The sequence below is a fragment of the Mycobacterium sp. ACS4331 genome (assembly GCF_001667265.1).
Taxonomy (GTDB): Bacteria; Actinomycetota; Actinomycetes; order Mycobacteriales; family Mycobacteriaceae; genus Mycobacterium.
Map to the genome: position 1 here is coordinate 1 of NZ_LZHW01000058.1, position 17,342 is coordinate 17,342.

20 protein-coding genes and 1 pseudogene are annotated in these 17,342 nt (G+C 66.9%); 12 read left to right on the forward strand and 9 right to left on the reverse strand.

All coding sequences use genetic code 11. The annotated features are described in order from the left end of the window. From A5727_RS28150 to A5727_RS13930, 3 genes are all read right to left on the reverse strand, one after another. Positions 1-249 (reverse strand): transposase (locus A5727_RS28150; protein ID WP_231992071.1); only part of this gene is annotated, 249 nt, incomplete at its 3' end. 348 nt (positions 250-597) lie between these two features. Continuing rightward, positions 598-1,041, reverse strand: coding sequence for a hypothetical protein (locus A5727_RS13925; RefSeq protein ID WP_068250034.1), 444 nt, complete (start codon positions 1,039-1,041; stop codon positions 598-600). 452 nt (positions 1,042-1,493) lie between these two features. Further along, positions 1,494-1,940, reverse strand: a complete 447-nt coding sequence (locus A5727_RS13930; protein WP_157521377.1) for a hypothetical protein — start codon at positions 1,938-1,940, stop codon at positions 1,494-1,496. 363 nt (positions 1,941-2,303) lie between these two features. On the opposite strand from A5727_RS13930, the gene A5727_RS13935 reads away from it, so the two are divergent. Continuing rightward, a complete protein-coding gene (locus A5727_RS13935) occupies positions 2,304-2,963 on the forward strand; it encodes a L,D-transpeptidase family protein (RefSeq protein WP_068250170.1) in 660 nt (219 codons plus the stop codon). A gap of 96 nt (positions 2,964-3,059) precedes the next feature. On the opposite strand, the gene A5727_RS13940 is transcribed toward A5727_RS13935, so the two are convergent. Next, the gene (locus A5727_RS13940; protein WP_082949804.1) at positions 3,060-3,515 is read right to left on the reverse strand and encodes a nuclear transport factor 2 family protein; all 456 of its coding nucleotides are present in this window, start codon (positions 3,513-3,515) and stop codon (positions 3,060-3,062) included. Positions 3,516-3,610: 95 nt separating this feature from the next. On the opposite strand from A5727_RS13940, the gene A5727_RS13945 reads away from it, so the two are divergent. Continuing rightward, a complete protein-coding gene (locus A5727_RS13945) occupies positions 3,611-4,255 on the forward strand; it encodes a LysM peptidoglycan-binding domain-containing protein (protein WP_068250043.1) in 645 nt (214 codons plus the stop codon). Here the strand turns inward: A5727_RS13945 and A5727_RS13950 are convergent. Then, on the reverse strand, positions 4,219-4,854 hold the full coding sequence (locus tag A5727_RS13950; RefSeq protein WP_068250047.1) for a TetR/AcrR family transcriptional regulator: 636 nt from the start codon (positions 4,852-4,854) through the stop codon (positions 4,219-4,221). The two genes, A5727_RS13945 and A5727_RS13950, sit on opposite strands and share 37 nt — an antisense overlap. A 38-nt stretch (positions 4,855-4,892) precedes the next feature. Here A5727_RS13950 and A5727_RS13955 point away from each other — a divergent pair, with 38 nt between their 5' ends. The 5 genes from A5727_RS13955 to A5727_RS13975 all read left to right on the forward strand — a co-directional run bounded on the left by A5727_RS13955 (position 4,893) and on the right by A5727_RS13975 (position 10,019). Then, on the forward strand, positions 4,893-6,125 hold the full coding sequence (locus A5727_RS13955; RefSeq protein WP_068250049.1) for a hypothetical protein: 1,233 nt from the start codon (positions 4,893-4,895) through the stop codon (positions 6,123-6,125). A 4-nt stretch (positions 6,126-6,129) separates the two neighbouring features. Beyond that, positions 6,130-7,173, forward strand: coding sequence for an NAD(P)H-dependent amine dehydrogenase family protein (locus tag A5727_RS13960; RefSeq protein WP_068250052.1), 1,044 nt, complete (start codon positions 6,130-6,132; stop codon positions 7,171-7,173). 63 nt (positions 7,174-7,236) lie between these two features. Further along, positions 7,237-9,057 carry an Hsp70 family protein gene (locus A5727_RS13965; RefSeq protein WP_068250055.1) on the forward strand — a complete coding sequence of 607 codons (1,821 nt, stop codon included), beginning with the start codon at positions 7,237-7,239 and terminating at the stop codon, positions 9,055-9,057. 82 nt (positions 9,058-9,139) lie between these two features. Further along, positions 9,140-9,520, forward strand: a complete 381-nt coding sequence (locus A5727_RS13970) for an Rv0313 family protein (protein ID WP_068250058.1) — start codon at positions 9,140-9,142, stop codon at positions 9,518-9,520. Between the two features lie 37 nt (positions 9,521-9,557). Further along, positions 9,558-10,019: a cupin domain-containing protein gene (locus A5727_RS13975; RefSeq protein WP_353612263.1), complete on the forward strand. Its 462-nt coding sequence runs from the start codon at positions 9,558-9,560 to the stop codon at positions 10,017-10,019. Here A5727_RS13975 and A5727_RS13980 read toward each other — a convergent pair. Further along, positions 9,959-11,371, reverse strand: a complete 1,413-nt coding sequence (locus tag A5727_RS13980; protein ID WP_082949805.1) for an NAD(P)/FAD-dependent oxidoreductase — start codon at positions 11,369-11,371, stop codon at positions 9,959-9,961. The genes A5727_RS13975 and A5727_RS13980 overlap by 61 nt on opposite strands. 91 nt (positions 11,372-11,462) lie before the next feature. Here A5727_RS13980 and A5727_RS13985 point away from each other — a divergent pair, with 91 nt between their 5' ends. Both A5727_RS13985 and A5727_RS13990 read left to right on the forward strand, forming a co-directional pair. Continuing rightward, on the forward strand, positions 11,463-12,176 hold the full coding sequence (locus A5727_RS13985) for a TetR/AcrR family transcriptional regulator (RefSeq protein ID WP_068250174.1): 714 nt from the start codon (positions 11,463-11,465) through the stop codon (positions 12,174-12,176). Positions 12,177-12,380: 204 nt separating this feature from the next. Next, a complete protein-coding gene (locus A5727_RS13990; RefSeq protein ID WP_068250065.1) occupies positions 12,381-13,058 on the forward strand; it encodes a VldE C-terminal domain-containing protein in 678 nt (225 codons plus the stop codon). Positions 13,059-13,089: 31 nt separating this feature from the next. Here A5727_RS13990 and A5727_RS27495 read toward each other — a convergent pair. Further along, positions 13,090-13,191, reverse strand: a pseudogene (locus A5727_RS27495) (VOC family protein); the annotation flags it as partial. A gap of 159 nt (positions 13,192-13,350) precedes the next feature. Here A5727_RS27495 and A5727_RS13995 point away from each other — a divergent pair. Genes A5727_RS13995 through A5727_RS14005 form a run of 3 tightly spaced genes read left to right on the forward strand, consistent with a single transcriptional unit; the run spans position 13,351 to position 15,274 of the window. Beyond that, positions 13,351-14,190 (forward strand): SH3-like domain-containing protein, encoded by an 840-nt coding sequence (locus A5727_RS13995; RefSeq protein ID WP_068250067.1) that lies wholly within the window; start codon positions 13,351-13,353, stop codon positions 14,188-14,190. A gap of 14 nt (positions 14,191-14,204) precedes the next feature. Beyond that, positions 14,205-14,915 (forward strand): thiocyanate hydrolase subunit gamma, encoded by a 711-nt coding sequence (scnC, locus tag A5727_RS14000; protein ID WP_068250070.1) that lies wholly within the window; start codon positions 14,205-14,207, stop codon positions 14,913-14,915. A 23-nt stretch (positions 14,916-14,938) separates the two neighbouring features. Next, positions 14,939-15,274, forward strand: coding sequence for a thiocyanate hydrolase (locus A5727_RS14005; RefSeq protein WP_068250177.1), 336 nt, complete (start codon positions 14,939-14,941; stop codon positions 15,272-15,274). Here the strand turns inward: A5727_RS14005 and A5727_RS14010 are convergent. Both A5727_RS14010 and A5727_RS14015 read right to left on the reverse strand, forming a co-directional pair. Continuing rightward, positions 15,216-16,109: an EamA family transporter gene (locus A5727_RS14010; protein ID WP_231992072.1), complete on the reverse strand. Its 894-nt coding sequence runs from the start codon at positions 16,107-16,109 to the stop codon at positions 15,216-15,218. The two genes, A5727_RS14005 and A5727_RS14010, sit on opposite strands and share 59 nt — an antisense overlap. A 247-nt stretch (positions 16,110-16,356) precedes the next feature. Then, complete coding sequence (locus A5727_RS14015) at positions 16,357-17,214, reverse strand: peptidoglycan recognition protein family protein (protein ID WP_068250076.1); 858 nt, start codon at positions 17,212-17,214, stop codon at positions 16,357-16,359. Positions 17,215-17,342: the final 128 nt, after the last annotated feature.

The following is a 17,342-nucleotide window of genomic DNA, read 5'->3' on the forward strand; positions in this document are numbered from 1 at the left end:
TAGGCCGGGAGTGCTGCGCTCGGTACGGCTGGGTCTGCGATAGGACCTGCCGGTGGGATCGGGGTGGCGGGTGCGACTGGGGCTGACTGGGGCGGCGTCCATCGCTGGAGACTCGGCGGTCTGCTTGATCCACTTCGACGACGTGACCGGGTGGATGCCGAGATCCTCGGCGGTCTGCTTCTGCGGCTTGCCGGCCCGCACGAGCGCAATCGCGCGGGCACGGAACTCTGCCGGATACGGGCGGGGCATGACGGTCAGCCTTTCGTACGGGCCGTCACTTAGTCACCGAATCTGGAACTCAAACGGTGGGTCAGTTCAAGATGTCACCTATTCGTGCGGCAGACCCTTTCTTCGTGCAATTTCGTCCGTCACACGTGGATCTCCCCGCTTTGAATTGCAGATCGGGTCGCGTCCGCAGTTTCTCCGCTGAGAGGGCTTAGAGCGCCACCTCGCGCAACGCCAAGTTGGATTCCGTAATCTCCAAGGAGCCTCTCGTTAGCCGAGCGATTGTGCGACGAACTTGCGGCGGCAGTGACTGATGCTTCGCTTCGCCAATACGGCCCCACAATGGGCTTACCCCACGGCCCGCCGGGAACATCAGACACCGCATTCGCGCCTTAAGGATAGCTCAGCCGACCTGATATCGGCCTTGCGCGCTTCGATGTCGGTGGCTGGAGCGTCGGCCAATTGGTCCAAGATTGCCCGGTGGTACGTACCGGCGAGCTTGTTGATGGCTGCTGCTAGGGCTTCGGGTGTTGCTGGATTCTCGCGGAGCGTGGATTGCAGGTAGTCACCTGACGCATGGAGGGCCAACTTCAATTCGACTGATAGGACGAATGAATCTGTCGGGATGGTGCTAGTCCTCGATGATTCGGTTGTGAGTGCCGCATAAATCACGTCGTATGCATCGCACACGGCCTCTGTGGCATCCGTGATCTCCTGCTCGCTGTACTGCGGCGAAGCTGACGCATCTGCGGCCGGAGCAGGCCGGAACCACGAGGCGATAGCCACCCCGAGCGCAACCGCCGCCAGCAGCGACACCAGAATCAGCGGAAGCCGGGACGGGCGACGTGCGGGAGGGGTCCTTGGGGAGGCCAGGGTGGCGGCGCTGTGGGACCGCTGGCGGCGTGGGTCGTACCTGTGTGGGGTTGGGGAGTTCCCGGTGCCGGCGGCAGCCCCCCGAACGGCGCATCGGACATTCTGCGATGGTAACCGGATTTTGCTGGTGCGCTATTCAGTGATTCGCCGGAGCGCGGTCTGTTCTAGCTGGGCAGTTGCGACCCCCTAGCCGCCACGACACTCAAGCCGCACCCACCGCCAGCCGGGTTTGACCACCGAACAGAACCGTAATCGTGGTGCGATGACTCGGCCTGGCTCCTATCTCGAGATGCATTGGCTGCGGCGGCGACTGATGTTTCGCTAGGCCAGTGAGGGCCGATAACATAAGAACCCACGGACCACCTGGCATATCTAGCATGCGCACTGCCGCCTTATCATTCGCACTGTCGCCTCACGGCAGTCTCGGCGGCGTCCATCTTCTCCTTGATCTGGTCGATGTCAGATTCTGGTGCATCGGCCAATCGAAGAAGGACGATTCTGTGATACGAGGATGCGAGTTGGGTGACCGCGTCGGCTAGTTCCGACGCGGTCGCGGGATGCAGTTGGAGTTTCGTCTGCAGGTAGTCGCCGGATGCGTGAAAAGCCAGTTGGACTTGAATGCCGATTATGTAAGCGACCGTGGGATCTGTGCTGGATTTCGCTCCGCTTGTAGTCATCGATGCGTATGTCGCATCCCACGCTTCACACATAGCTGAGTTCGCATCCGCGATCTCCTGCTCGTTGTACTGCGGCGAAGCTGACGCATCTGCGGCCGGAGCAGGCCGGAACCACGACGCGATAGCCACCGCGAGCGCAGCCACCGCAAGCAACGACACCATCACCAGCGGCAACCGGGACGGGCGACGCGTGGAAGGTGGCCCCTGGGGCGGCCATGGAGGAGGCGCAATGGGCGAGCTGGCGGCGTGGGTCATGCCTGTGTGGGGTTGGGGAGTTCCCGGTGCCGGCGGCAGCCCCCCGAACGGCGCATCGGACATTCTGCGATCGTAACCGGATTTTGCTGGGGCGCTATTCAGTGATTCGCGGAATGCAGCTGTTCTAGCTGGGCAATTGCGACGCCCCAGCCACCAGGAGACTCCGGCAGGGCCGAATGACAGCCCGGGTTTGTACGCCGAACACGGCGTGTCGGCGTACAAACCCGGCCGGTCGCGAAGGGGGTGGGGGACGATGGGCGCACCATGAACCACGTGCGCCGTCTGCTCAGTGTGCTCATCGCCGGCTGCCTGGCCTTCGCCGTCGCACCGATCGCCCGTGCCGAGTTCACGCCGTGGTTCGCCAACAGCGTCGGCAACGCCACGCAGGTGCTGTCGGTCGTCGGCACCGGCGGATCGGACGCCCAGTTGGAGGTGTGGCAGCGCAGCGCCGCGGGCTGGCAACTGGCGGCTGCGGCCATCCCGGCCAAGATCGGGGCCAAGGGCATGTCGAAGGACCACTTCGACGGTTCGATGATGACGCCGATGGGCGTCTACACCCTGGACTTCGCCTTCGGCACCGACCCCAACCCGGGCGGCGGCCTGCAGTACGTCCAGGTCACGCCGGACCATTGGTGGGACGGCGACATGAAGAGTCCGACCTACAACCTCATGCAGGTCTGCAAGAAAGACCAGTGCCCCTTCGACACCAACCCGAGCAGCGGCACCGAGAATCTGCACATTCCGCAGTACAAGCACGCGATTGTCATGGGCGTGAACAAGGAACGCGTGCCCGGCAAGGGCGGCGCGTTCTTCGTGCACACCACCGACGGCGGCGCCACCGCGGGGTGCGTGGCCATCGATGACGGCAAGCTCGTGGAGATCATGCGTTGGCTGCGGCCTGGCGCGATGATCGCCGTCACCAAGGCGCAGTAGTCGAGCGCCCGCATTTGTACGCCCTGCCCGGCGTGTCGGTGTACAGACACGGCCCCTCGCGGGATGGGAAGTTGCGCGCGGGTGGGCAGCAGAAGGTCAGTCCAGTGCAGCGCCGGGCGTCAGCTTGAAATCCAGTCCCTTCAGAGACATCGTCGCCTCGTAGGTGCGCTCATAGCCGGTGGCGCAGATCCTCCACCCGTCGGCCGTGCGCCGATACCGGTCGTTGTAGAAGGCCGCCCCGATCAGCATGAAGTCGAAGTCCGGCACCATCACGCGGTCCTGCAGGTACCACGTCGCGGTCGCTTCATCACCGTCGATCGTGATCTCGGGGTGGGTGACCCGATGCTCGGTGATCACGTTGGGCGGCAGGGAGGAGCGCATGTAGGCCACCAGCGATTCTCGGTCGGTGAAGTGGTGCTCCTCGCCGACGGACGAACCGTAGTCGCCGACGACGTCCTCGGTCAGCGTCGCCGCGAAGTCCTCCCACTTCTTGGTGTCCAGTGCGCGCAGGTAGCGGTACTTGACCTGCTTGATGTCTTCCAGATCGCCCATGGCCAACATTGCAGCACACGCCTCACCTTCGCCGGGGCGAAGGTGAGTAGTCGACTACGCGTGTCCGGCCGCCAGGCAGGGCCGAATGTGATCGGATGGCATCTCTACACCATGTCGCCAGTGGCGACACCCTGCGTTCACTGGCCCGGCGGTTCTTCGCCGACCAAGAACTGGCAGGAGCGCTGGCCGCGGCCAACGGACTGGCCCCATCGGACGAACTGGTCGTGGGCCAGGACCTCCTCGTCCCCTACATCACCAGGCGGCACCTGGTCTCCGAAGCCGACACCCTCTTCGATCTCGCTGAGCTGTACTACGGCGACGGTGCGATGTTCCCCGCCCTGGCCGCCGCGAACCACATCGCAGCGCCGTATCTGCTCGCGCAGGGGCAGGATCTGCTGATTCCCGATCTGGTCAACGTCAGCCATCACATCGTCTACCCCGGTGACACCCTGCGGGACTTCGCGATCCGCTGGTACAACGACGAACGCTGCGATGTCCTTATCGAGTACGCCAACCACCTTGCCAGCCCCGACGACATCGAAGTCGGTCAGAAACTGATCCGCCCCGCTCTGAATCGCCGCCACATCGTCGAGGAGTTCGAGACCTGGGAGCAGATGAGTCAGCGCTGGTATGGCGACCCCCGCCTGCAGGGCCTGATCGCCGCCGCCAATCATCTTCCGGTGGAGAAACTTCCGCCAGTCGGTCAGACGGTCTTCTTCCCGGATCTCGCCGAATTCTGAAGGAACACAGTCGCCATCTTCACCAGGGTGGCTCGTTCCCGCTGCCACTCGATGGGTGCACCGATCACCATGTCGGCCAGGACCATGCCCCGGAGCGCGGCCCAGATGACCTGTGCCACTTCGTGATCCGCAGGGTCCTCGGAGATCAGCCGGCCCAGCCCGTTGATCGCGTCGTTCATGTCGAGCAGATGCCGGCGCGACGACTCGCCGAGGCTTCCCCTGGTGGCCTGCAGGATCTCGAACGCGGCCATCGAGGTCGGACTCCGGTAGCACTCCCAGGCGATGTCGACGACGGTCTCGATGCGGGCCTGCAGTGGCAGGCCGGAGACGTCGGCCGTCGAGAGGCTGTCGATGAGACGGGCGACACCGTCGTCGACGACGGCCATGAGCAGTCCGTTGCGATCTCCGAAGTGGTACTGGATGACGCCCCAGGTGACGCCGGCACGCTCGGCGACGTGTTTGGCCGTCGCTGCCGGAAAGCCCTCTTCGACCACACAGCGCACGGTCTCGTCGATGATCTTCGCGCGGGTGTCATCGCCGCGTTTGCGGGGCGCGGTGGTGCGGCGGGTCGGCATGCCCGACGAAGCCGAACTTGTCATCGTTGACTTTATAACATTGACGACTCTATGTTGAAAGCGTGACTACAGCCCCCAGTCGCTTCGCTTCGTTGTCGCGCGCCGAACTGGCCACGCTGGTGCCCGAGCTGCTGCTCATCGGACAGATGATCGATCGTTCCGGAATGGCCTGGTGCATCAGCAGTTTCGGCCGGGAGGAGATGCTGCAGATCGCCATCGAGGAGTGGGCGGGCGCCAGTCCGATCTACACCAAGCGGCTGCAGCGGGCGCTGAAGTTCGAAGGGGACGACGTCCCGACGATCTTCAAGGGCATGCAGCTCGACATCGGCGCCCCGCCACAGTTCATGGACTTCCGCTACGTCATCCACGACCGCTACCACGGCGAGTTCCACCTGGACCACTGCGGCGCCCTGCTCGATGTCGAACCCATGGGTGAGGACTACGTCCGCGGGATGTGCCACGACATCGAGGATCCGACGTTCGATGCGACGGCCGTCGCCACCAACGCGCGGGCCCAGATCCGGCCCATCCACCGCCCGCCCCGCACGCCTGCGGACCGGCACCCGCACTGCGCCTGGACGGTGTCCATCGACGAGTCGAACCCCGAGGTGTCGGGCCTGCCGCCGTTGGCGATCATCGAGCAGACCCGGGCCGCGACATGGCCGCTGGCACCCATCGACACCGCAGACGAGGGACACTCGGACTACTCCGGCCCTCTCGTGAGCGACTTCGACTTCGCCGGCTTCTCCAAATCGGCGCTCGTGCGCATCGCCGATGAGGTCTGCCTCGAGATGCACCTGCTCAACCTGTCGTTCGTGCTCGCGGTCAACGCCAGGGCCACCGACGCGGACCAGGCCCGCGACATCTGCACCAAGCAGCTGATCGGCCTGGCCGGCCTCGCCGCCGAACGGATCCACAAGGCGCTCAAGCTCCCCGGCGGCGTCGAGGGAGTGCTGCGGACGCTCGAACTGCATCCGCTGGTCAATCCGAACGGTTACGTCGACGCCGAGTTCACCGGCGAGCGCATGCTCGTGCACCGCAGCGCTGCCCACGACGACGGCGCCTGGATCTCGCTGTGCGGACCCGGTTCGACGCAGGCGCTGCAGGCCATCGCCACGGGCGTCGACCCCTTCGTCATCGCGAACGTGGACGGCACCGACACCGACTGGACGCTGGAATTGACCGTCGGCGACACCGCCACCAAGGTGCAGTCAGAGGTCGAGGTGGTGAAGTTCAGCGCTGGCGCCGACTTCGTCTTCGAACCGCGCAAGTCCCTGCCGCTGACCGTCGTCTGACGTCATGACATATCGCGTCCTGCAGTGGGGCACCGGCGCAGTGGGGCGAGAAGCGTTGCGCGGCATCCTCGATCACCCCGATCTCACCCTCGCCGCGGTGAAGGTGTACACCGACGCCAAGGTGGGGCTGGACGCAGGCGAACTCATCGGACGACCCGACGTGGGCGTACGGACCGCTCTCAGCGTCGAGGACTGTCTGGCCCAGGTCGACTGCGTGCTCTACACCCCGCGGACGCCGTCCGTCGACGACGTGTGCCGACTGCTGTCGTCGGGTGTCAACGTCGTCACCACATCCTTCGCGTTCCATCCGGCCCGCATGGACACCGTCGACCGGGATCGGCTGCTCACCGCCTGTCACGCCGGAGGCGCATCGCTGCACGGGACGGGGCTGAATCCAGGCAATGTCGGAGTGGTTGTCCCGCTGGCACTTTCAGGGATGTGCCGCGAGATCGAGCGGGTCACCGTGCAGGAGCGCGCCGACTGGTCGATGTATGACAGTGTCGACATCACGTTCGACCAGATGTGTTTCGGGCAGCCGCCGGACAGGGTCAGCGAACAGGTCGAGAGCCTGCGGTTCACCAGCGAGCTTTTCCGGCAGCAGGTCTGGCTGCTCGGGGACACTCTCGGCGCCGACCTGGACGAGGTGATCACCGACCTCGAGGTGATCCCCGCCAGCGAAGACAGGCACGTCTTCGGCCGAACTCTGCGAGCCGGCACGGTCGCGGGCCAGCGGTGGCGCTGGTCGGGGCGCAGCGGGGGTGCCACGCGCGTTGAAGTCGAGACGCTGTGGACGGTCGGCAAACGGCAACCCGCGCACTGGCCCACCCCGCAGCACGGCTGGACCATCACGATTGAGGGCACCCCGTCGGTGCAGACGCACGTGATGACGTTGGCCAGCTTCGTCCGCGATGTGCCGCTGGCCGAGCATGTCCAGTCGGCCAGCGTGGCCACCGCGATGCAGGCCGTCAATGCGGTGCCGGGAGTGTGCGACGCCGCGGCGGGTTTCACCACGATGGCCGACATCCCGTTCGTGTGGCACCGCCGGTGATCGGCGACTGCCGCTAGGGTGGGGGACTGGCCGCAGCCCCTGTTACGACGCAAGGTGTATTCAGTGTCCGACCCGCTCGGGTTGTCTATCGGGACGACCAACCTGGTCGCGGCGCGTGTCGGAGTTCCCCCGGTGACGCGCCGCGCCGTGCTGACCCTCTATCCCCACCGCGCGCCCGAAGTGGGCCTGCCCTCGGAGAATCCCAATCTCAACGAGCCCGGCCTGGTGCTGCGCGGCTTCGTGGAACGCGTCGGCGACCCGGTGCCCCTAGTGGCCCCGGACGGGTCCAGCCACAGCGCGGATCGACTGCTGCTGGAGGCGCTCGCCGCCATGGCGCTTGCGGCCGGGGTCGACGCGCCCACCAACGACCTGGTTGTCGCAGTCCCCGCGTACTGGAGTCCCGCCGCGGTCCGCGCATTGGATGCCGCACTGAGGTCCGATCGCCGCCTGGCGCCCAACGGGGTGACTCCGCGCCTGGTCTCAGACGCCAACACTGCGCTGACCGCGCTGCAGGCCAACCCCGGACTTACCGCGCACGGTGTGGTGGCACTGCTGGACTTCGGTGCCAGTGGAACCAGTGTCACGCTGGCCGACGCTGGAAAGGGATTCACCCCACTCGGCGAGACGCTGCGCTATGCCGACTTCTCCGGCGATCAGATTGACCAGGCCCTGTTGACCACGGTCCTGGCCGGGATCGCCAACCGCGGCGACGCCGACCCCTCGGCCACGGCCGCCGTCGGCTCGCTTGCCCGGTTGAGGGACGAATGCCGGCGGGCCAAGGAGCGCCTGTCGGCGGACACGGTCACCACCGTGGCTGTCGACCTGCCGGGTTTCCAGTCCGAGGTCCGGGTGACGCGCGCCGAGCTGGAGACCGCGATCGCGCCACAATTCGACGGTGTGCTCGCCGCACTCGAGGAGCAGTTGGACAGGCACCGGCTGGTCTGGTCGAACATCGCCGCGGTTGCGACGATCGGTGGCGGAGCCAGCATTCCGTATGTCACACAGCGACTTTCCGAGCGTGCGCAGGTGCCGGTGGTGACCACGCCGCGACCCGACCTGGACGCGGTTGTCGGTGCCGCACTGATCGCGGCCCGTGGGCCCGACGCCGACGCGCCCACGGGCATCGCGACTGCCGTCGGGGACGCGGCCACCGCCGGGTTCCTCGGGGCGGGCGCCGCCGCCGCGGCTGACGACGCACCCGGATCGGCGACCTTCCGCGCGTTGGCATGGTCGCAGGATGACGACGCCGTCGCCGATCCGCTGCCGTACACCGGCCCCGACTACACCGGCCCCAATTACAGCGGGCCCAATCCGTACGCCATCGACGAGACCGGGGCGCGTCCGCAGATCCAGTACACGCCCGCGGTCGGCGAGGTCGACGCCCCCGCCCGGCCCTGGTACCGGCTGCCCCAACTGGCCATCGGCGCTGCGGCGCTCGTCGGTCTGGTGGCGCTCGGCGGTGTCGCCTACACGCTGACGACGCAATCCACCCCGAGCGGCGAGACGACGACACCGACGCCGGTCGAGATGCCGGTTCTGTCCACAACCGTCGAACCGCCGCCGCCTCCTCCGCCCGCTCCCGAGGAACCCCCGGTCGTGACGGTGACGCAGGAACCGGCGCCACCGCCTCCCGTCACGACGACGGTCGCGCCGCCGCCGACGACGACGACCACGACGGAACCCACCACGACGACCACCACCACGACAACAACTACGACGACGACTACGACGACGACCACCACCACGACGGAACCCACCACGACGACCACACCACCGACCACGACCACCACGCGGACACCGCCGCCGATCACCACCACGCACCTCAACATCCCGGGCCTTCCGCCGATCCCCATCCCGGTGCCCGGGCAACCGCAGCAACCCTGACGCTCCTGGCACGCGTCGGGGATTTCACGCACACTGGTGTGACCGCAGTGGGTGCGGGGAGATTTCCGTCGTGGAGGCTGCGATGAGCAACAACGGGCCGTTTGGATTCGACCCCGAAGATCTGGACCGAATCGTGCGCGAGGCCGGGGAGGGGTTGCGTGACGCCGTCGGGAAGATCTTCGAGTCGACGGGCGAGCGCGCCGGATGGAGCGTGCTCTTTGACGAGTTCGGCCGCAGGTCACGGCCGGAACCGGAGACCACCGGCGACGCCGGTGCCGGGGTGTGGGCGATCTTCATCGTCGACGATGCCGGTGTTGCGACCGTGGAGCAGGTCTATGCCACCGAGCTCGAGGCCCTGCGCGCCAACAAGCAGAACACCGATCCGAAACGCAAGGTGCGGTTCCTGCCGTACGGCATTCCGGTGACCGCGCTCGATGAGGCTGACGAGGAATCCGAGGCGTAACTCAGCGGAATCGACGTCGTTCGCGCAGAGTGAACGCGTGAGTATTCGACGCCACCTGTTGCTCCCCAGCGCCGTCCTGACCGCCGCCTGCGCTCCGCTGGCCTTCGCGACCACCGCGCACGCCACCCCCGCCGAAGGCGAGGTGGTCCGCACCGACCTGGCCCAGGGCACCACGCAAGCCCCGGTCTCGATCGTGACCAACGGCGCCGCATCGAATCTGATCGTCCAGGACCTCGTGATCAAGCCGGGCGCCAGCAGCGGCTGGCACACCCACCCCGGTCCGGAGTACTCGGTGATCAACGCCGGCACCGTGGCCCTGCAGACCGCCGACGCCTGCGCCGTCACCGAGTACTCCGACGGTCAGGTGGTGTTCATCCCCGCCGGCGTTGCGCACCGTGTCGCCAACCACACCGACCACGACGCACAGGTGGTGGCGACCTACACGGTGCCCGTCGACACGCCACTGCGCGGCGACGCCCCCGACGTCTGCGCCGGCTGAACCTCGCCGCCCCGTCGCGCCGAGAGCGCACGCCGCAACCGGAAGAGCTGTTTCTCAGTGGCACGCGCCGCCTCGCGGGACAGGTCCCGGCGGACGGTCTGCAGCAGTTCGCGGCGCTCGACCTCGGGGTCGCGCATCGCGGCCCGAATCCAGCGCACCAACCGCGGAACGGTGAAAACATCTGCCGGAGCGCGCTTTCGGGAGAACACGTCGAGCAGCTCGGTCGGCCCGCCGGGCTGTGAGGCCAACCACCGGTAGGCCGCGAACTCGATGGGGGAGACGACGTCGCCGCGGCCGAGGCCGTTGGCCCACTGATACATCGCCAGGCACTGCTCGTCGCGGTCGCGCTCCCAGTCCGCCAGCGCCGCGTCCAATGCCGCGGGGTCATCGAGGTGGGGTGCGGCGGCCTCGGCGAGGAGCCGGCCGAACCGCAGTGCGTCGCGAATGCCCTGTGCCGTCACGGGATCCTTGAAGTGTCCCGCATCGCCGGCCAGCGCCCACCCGGGGCCGTGCGAATGGCGGAAGTACGACGGATGCGAGTGCGAGACCAGGACCCGACTGGTGCGAGTGCACCCCTCGAGGCGCGCGGCCAGCGAGGGGATTCGCGCGATGCCGGCGTCGAACGCGGCCTGCGCATCGGTGCGAAACTCCTCGGTGCGGGACACCGGCGGCATCAGCAGTGCCACAAGCTGATCCCCGTCGCACGGGAACGCGGTGCCCAGGTCGTCGTTGTTGCGCCACTGCATGGCGATGTGCCGCAGGTCTTCTCGGGAATCCTGGTAGTACGCGAACGCCATCATGCGCTGGTTGTCCCAGCTGTGGTGGGCACGCGCGCCGACCAGACGGGCCACCGTCGACCGCCTCCCGTCGGCGCCGACGACCAGAGACGCCTTGATGATCGACTCCGTGCCGTCGCGCCTGCGGTACGCGACGCCGACGGCGCGGCCGCGGGCGTCGAACAGGACGTCGGTGACGCGGGTGTGCTCGCGGATGTCCGCGCCGGCGGCCCGGGCCGTCTCGACCAGCGCCAAGTCCAGGCCCGGTCTGCGCACGCAGGCGCCCGCTGCCAGCGTCCCGTACGCGTTGTAGGGCCCGACCAACTCCACGCCCGGTGCGCCCACCCCGGCGTGGGTGTGCAGGGGTGCGCCGAGGGCGCGCACGCGATCCAGGGCGCCGAGCAGTTCGATCTCGGCCCAGTGATTGGGGAAGAACAGGTGGGTGGACAGCGTGTCGGAGGGGAACGCGGCACTGTCGAGGGCGATCACCCGCGCGCCCCGGTTGGCGAACGTGATCGCAGCGGCAGATCCGGCGCAGCGACTGCCGACGATCACGACGTCAGTGTGTTCGGTCATGACCGTCATAGTGGCAGCCGAGGGGCATAATTGTAAGAGGATTCATTTTTTGAATGGAGTTGCAATCATGGTGCTCGCCTATCCTGGCCGCGTGCCCGCCGCCGACTCTGACGCCCGTACCGCCAGCGCGGCCGCCCGGGCCGACCGCAGGCGGGCCCGCACGCGCGGGGCGATCCTCGACGCCGCCGAGGCCGTGTTCGGTCGGGAGGGATACGAGAAGGCGCGCCTTGAGGAGATCGCGGAGGCCGCCGACATGTCCGTGGGCTCGATCTACACGCACTTCGAGGGCAAGCGAGGGGTGTACCTGCATCTCGTCGAACGCGCGCTGGTGCTGTTCGCCGACTACATGCAGCGCAGCGACGATCCGTCGATGACGCCGCTGCAGCGCGTCCTGGCCGGCGGGGACGCCTACCTGAGGTTCCATCTGGAGCATCCGGGGGCATTCCACTTCCTCGCCTACCGAAATCCGGGAGTGATCCCCCTGTCGGACGACGACGTGGAGGCGCGGATCCGGGACCGGATCGGGGGACTGCTCCGCGGCTTCGCCGGGCAGATCGACAGGGCGATCGAAGCGGGCGAGGCGCGCCAGGTCGACTCCATGCGTCTGACGCAGTACCTGTGGGGCGCATGGAACGGCGTCATCGCCCTGCGACTGCAGCCCGACGGTCTGCGCCTGTCGGACGGCGAGATTGCTGAGACGCTCGAACTGGCCCGCTGGCTGCTGCGTGAGGGGCTTGCCGCGCCCTCGCTGCGCGATGCCAACGGTGAGGTCGGTGACCGCGTCCCGCTGCCCAAGATCACGTAGCGGAAACCGCTGGAAGGCCGAAAAGTGCCTCCAGCGAAATCGGGTTTCGGTGCGGACTGGTGCCGAGCGCCCTCGACACCCACAAAGGCGCTGTTCAGGACGGTGACGAGGAGCGAATCGTCGCTCTGGTGGCCACCATCTCAGCGCCGCGCAAAGATCACAAAGTTGCAACGAACCGACAACTAAGACGTAAAGTGCTCTCTTGTGGGTCGGCATGAACTAGTGCGCCGGCGTTCGAAGTCTTCGCGATCGCCGGTGATTTTGGCTGCGCTCGCTGTCCCCGCCGCGGCGTTGCTGGCGGCGGGCAGCGACGGTTATCCGGTGGCCAAGGAGACCGCGCATGCGGCTCCCCAGGCCTCCGGCCCCTGCTGCATGGAGATCGTGGCCTCCGCGCCGGGCACTGTCGACTGGGCGGTCGCCGCGGGCGCAGCGGATGGCGGAACACCCGGATACACCATCGAGGCCTCGAGTTCGCGCGGCTACAGCCGTCAGGACCTCAGGGTGCTGCCCGCGGGCGTCGCGCCGGAGAGTGGCCTCCAGATCAAGACCATCCTCGTGGCGCGTGCCGTGAGCGCGGCCTTCCCGGAGATCCACAACATCGGCGGTGTGCGCCCCGATGCGCTGCGCTGGCACCCCAACGGCTTGGCCATCGACGTGATGATCCCCAACCCGGGAAGCGCCCAGGGCATCGCGCTGGGCAACGAGATCGTCGCCTTCGCGCTCAAGAACGCCGACCATTTCGACCTGCAGGACGCGATCTGGCGGGATGTCTACTACACGCCGGGCGGCTCACGAGCCAGCGGCCTGGGCCACTACGACCACGTGCACATCACCACCAAGGGTGGCGGGTACCCCACGGGGTCCGAGGTCTATCTGCGCTGACGCATCAGTCGAGGCAGAACTCGTTGCCTTCGGGATCGGTCAGCTGGACCCGGTAGTCGAGCGCGGTGGCCCAGAAGGCCGCCAGCGCCGCCGGGTCGGCACAGTCGAAGGTCACCTGAATCTCGCGTGCCACGGGGTCCTCCTCGCCGGTGATTGACGGCAGCGCACCAGATCTTGACCGTCACTGAATTGTCCCTGAAACCGCGCCTCGTGGCGGGTGTGCACTGTTAGCTTAGAGAAGGAGTTGGGGGCTCCTGACTCTTCCGCAGATCGCCAACCGATGGGGCATCCCATGAGCGATTCACACTCTCGCGCCGTTCAACTGAACCTTGTCGCGCGCCTGAAATCCTCCTATCCCGAACTCCCGGACGCACCGCCGCCGGACCTGCTCGACCACCCCCGCTTCGTCGCCTACATGAAGCCCGTCCACGACGTCGGCGGCGAGCCCTGCGCCCCGATGAAATACGAGAACAAGGACTACGAGTACTGGGAGCACATGACGTACGTGATGTGCGAAGTCCTTGGCTGGCGCGGCATCTGGTTGTCGGAGGAACGCCGACGAATGTGCAACGTGGACGTGGGGCGGGCGGTCTATCTGGGCTTTCCGTACTACGGGCGGTGGCTGCTGTCCGTCGCGCGTGTGCTGATCGACAAACACCTGATCGGCCTCACCGAACTCAGCGAACGCATGGCCGAAGTCCAGGGGCGATACGAGGGCGGACTGGCCGGACGACAGCTGCAGGCGCAGCCGAAGTCCGAGGGCGACGGCGCCGGGGTGCAGCGGAACAGGCACATCGTGCACGCGGCGGGCAAGGGGGATCCGCAGGTGTACGCCGGTACCGCGGGTACGCCGAAGTTCTCGGTCGGTGACCCTGTGGTGGTGCGTGAACTGCCGGTGCTGTTCTACACGCGTACGCCGGCCTACGCCCGCGGGGCCCACGGGGTGATCGACTCGGTCGCCTACGAGAGTCCGGCTCCCGAAGACGAGACATGGGACATTCCGGACGCCAAGGCCGAATGGTTCTACATCGTGAAGTTCAGCATGGCTGAACTGTGGGATGGCTTCAAAGGTCCCGCCACGGACAGTCTCCGCACCGAGATCCCTGAACACTGGCTCCAAGCCGCCGACTGAGAAGACGAACGCGCATGACAACACATGACCATGACCATGACCATGAACGCACCGTCAAGCCCATGGTCGACGAAGTCACCGACTTCGAGGTGCTCGAGATCGCGCTGCGCGAATTGTGCATCGAGAAGGGGATATTCACAGCCGAGGAGCATCGCCGGTTCACCGAGTTCGCCGAGCAGATCGGACCGACACCCGCGGCCCGCCTGGTGGCCAGGGCCTGGCTCGATCCGGACTTCAAGCAGCTGGCGCTGGCCGAGCCGATGACCGCCAGCAAGGAGGTCGGCGTCGACTGGCTCGAACCCACCGGGTTCGGCACGCCAAGCGATTTCACCGCGTTCCAGATCCTTGAGGACACCCCGACCCGGCATCACGTGATCGTGTGTGCGCTGTGCTCGTGCTATCCGCGGCCGATCCTGGGCAACTCTCCGGAGTGGTACCGCACCCCGAATTACCGTCGCCGCCTTGTCCGTTGGCCCCGTCAGGTGCTCTCGGAGTTCGGTCTCTACCTGACCGACGACGTCGAGGTGAGGGTTCAGGACTCCAATCAGAAGCACCGCTACATGGTGATGCCGGTGCGTCCGGAGGGCACCGACGGCTGGACCGAGGACCAGCTGACCGAGATCATCACCCGGGACTGCCTCATCGGCGTCGCGCTGCCCAAGCCCGGTGTCACCACCAATGTCATCACCGACACCCGCCCCGCCGTGCATCCCGTCAGCGACTGAGGGACGGAGTTGAGGTGACCGAGATGCAGAGCGAGACCCTTCGCCGGATCGTCGACGGCCAGCAGGTGTGGCCGAAGATGGCGGCCAAGTACGGCGTCGAGAATCCCGTCCCGCCGTGGAAGACCAGTCTGGACGGCCTGTGCGACGCCCTAGATCACGCGTCCTGTGATGCGCCCGTCCCGAACTTCAAGGAACGCCGCGACGAGGAGGACGCCCTGTCGGCGACCGTCTACGCCGAGCTGCCCTATCCGGAGAACCAACTGGTGTCGCTGGCGCACTCCCTGCTGGCGCGCGGCGTCATCACTGAGGCGGAACTTCAGCGGCGACTGGCCGCCGTGCGCGCACGTCTCGAGGCCTGATCGCGGCGCGATACCCATCGGCCGCCAGGACCACCAGAGCGACTGCCAGCAGCGCGTAGACCACGAGGTCGGGTGATTCAATCCGTTCGCCCAGGACTATCGCGACCAACACCAGAAGGACCGGTTCGCTGTATGCGAGCAGGCCGAACACCGGCAGGCTCAACAGCTGCGAGGCGCCAAGATAGAGGGCCATGGCCACTGCCCCCGCGAAGGCGATGGCCGCGATCCCCGCGTAGTCGGAGGATGTCATCCCGGAGACGTCCGCGAGCGCGATCAGCAGGATGGCCAACGGCGTCAGGACCGCCATCTCCACCCCGAACGCCGCGGGCCCGTCGAGGCCTGTCCGCTGACGCAGGACGAAGTAGACGGGGTAACCGAGGCAGACCGCGAACGTGGTCCACGACAGGAACGGCGAGAGGCCGATCTGGTAGGCCACCGCGGTGCCGGCGATCGCCACAGCCACCCACTGTGCGGGGGTGACGTGGGCCGACAACGCGAACCGGCCCGCGAGGACCAGCGTGATCGGCAGCAACAGGTACCCCAGCGAGACGCCGAGGGCATGACCGTGCAGCGGGGCCCAGACGAAGAGCCAGAGCTGCAGGCCCACGAGCAGCGCCAGCACGAGGAGCAGGCCGTATCTCCATCGCAGGGACATCAGCGCCGTCCAATACGCCGCCAGGGCCGTCCGCGCGGCCGGATGCAGCAGCAGGATCGCATAACAGGCGAACGTGACCACGACCCGGCTGGCGAAGACGACCTCTGACGAGGCGTCGATGACGCCGGAGAGGTAGAAGACCACACCGAACAACGCCGACGCACCCAGCGATGCGGCCACACCGCGTGCCGATGTGCCGTGTCCGGACAATTCTCTCGCCTTTCCTTCAATGCCCGGACCGCCGGGCGGGGGACATGTTGCCACAGCCCAGCAGGCGGCCCTGTTCTGCACGGCGTGATTCCTCTGCGAAGTCCTGTGGGCCCGCAGTGCCTTCCCTGCACTGAGATCACATCGGGGAGGGGGAGGCGAATCCCAAGCTGCTCCGGTTCTCGGCATGTGAGCTTCTCAAGCGGACCACGCCTGAGCCCTACACGGGCGGCACCACAGTCAGGTTCAGGGCCGCGGCGGTGGCTGGGCCGACGATGCCATCGACCTTCAATCCCCTTGTCCGCCGCTGAAACTCCCGCACAGCGGCCTCGGTCTGCGGTCCGTAGACGCCGTCGACCACGAGATTCCCGGCGTACGCGGAATAACCGTACTTGAGGTGGCGCTGGAGCTCTGCCACCTGCGGTCCCTCGGAACCCCGGAAGAGCAGGATGTGCGCGTACTCTCCCACCGGCACCGGCGGTCTCGGTGTGGGCGCAGGGTTGGGAACACTGCCGATCCGAGCCGCGATGTCGGCGCGGAGAATGTCCATGTTGATGGCCCCCGGATCCCATTTGCCCTGTGCGCGACCGGCATACTCCTTGTGACCGATCGTACGGGCGGAGGTCTGCGCCATTCGGCGGTTCAGGGCAGCGCAACAGCGCACCAGAGCTTCGTACTGTGCGTCGGGCCAGTTGGCGCGGTGCGGTGCGGTGGGACTGGTGCCGCTGTTGGCGCATTCGATGCCGATCATGTGCCAGTTGCCCATGTTGGTCGGCAGCCACGGATACATGCCGACCCCCGCGTGCCAGGCGACACCGACCGCGACGACCGTCACCGTCCCGTCGCGCGCGAGGTGCAGCTGCGACAACGGCCCGGGAAGGTCGGGTCTGCCGATGGCGATGGAGGTGGCACTGGCGTTGTCCGATCCGGTGTGGTGCACCATGACTCCGCGGATGTCCTTGAAGTCGCCGTGGCCGCGGTCGCGCCAACCCGGGTACTCGACGACCCGCAGGCCCTCGGCGCGCAGCACGTCCGCGATCCAGATCGGATCGCCGGTCCACGCGCGGATCGCAGGCATGGGGCATCCTTTCGCCGGTGCCGAACGGGCTGGGCGAACCACCGTCTTCGAGAGTACTCGCGCCCATACAATGGTGGCGAAATCAACTGACTGGAAAGGTATTCCGCTCCCGACGGGGTCTGTCGAAG

What these genes read in the sequence shown, in the direction of transcription:
- A5727_RS13995 (WP_068250067.1), top strand. Translation starts at nt 13,351, where the DNA reads ATGAGCGATTCACACTCTCGCGCCGTTCAACTGAACCTTGTCGCGCGC.
- A5727_RS13940 (WP_082949804.1), bottom strand. Translation starts at nt 3,515, where the DNA reads ATGGGCGATCTGGAAGACATCAAGCAGGTCAAGTACCGCTACCTGCGC.
- A5727_RS13945 (WP_068250043.1), top strand. Translation starts at nt 3,611, where the DNA reads ATGGCATCTCTACACCATGTCGCCAGTGGCGACACCCTGCGTTCACTG.
- A5727_RS14005 (WP_068250177.1), top strand. Translation starts at nt 14,939, where the DNA reads ATGCAGAGCGAGACCCTTCGCCGGATCGTCGACGGCCAGCAGGTGTGG.
- scnC (WP_068250070.1), top strand. Translation starts at nt 14,205, where the DNA reads ATGACAACACATGACCATGACCATGACCATGAACGCACCGTCAAGCCC.
- A5727_RS14015 (WP_068250076.1), bottom strand. Translation starts at nt 17,214, where the DNA reads ATGCCTGCGATCCGCGCGTGGACCGGCGATCCGATCTGGATCGCGGAC.
- A5727_RS13950 (WP_068250047.1), bottom strand. Translation starts at nt 4,854, where the DNA reads ATGACAAGTTCGGCTTCGTCGGGCATGCCGACCCGCCGCACCACCGCG.
- A5727_RS13980 (WP_082949805.1), bottom strand. Translation starts at nt 11,371, where the DNA reads ATGACCGAACACACTGACGTCGTGATCGTCGGCAGTCGCTGCGCCGGA.
- A5727_RS13960 (WP_068250052.1), top strand. Translation starts at nt 6,130, where the DNA reads ATGACATATCGCGTCCTGCAGTGGGGCACCGGCGCAGTGGGGCGAGAA.
- A5727_RS13970 (WP_068250058.1), top strand. Translation starts at nt 9,140, where the DNA reads ATGAGCAACAACGGGCCGTTTGGATTCGACCCCGAAGATCTGGACCGA.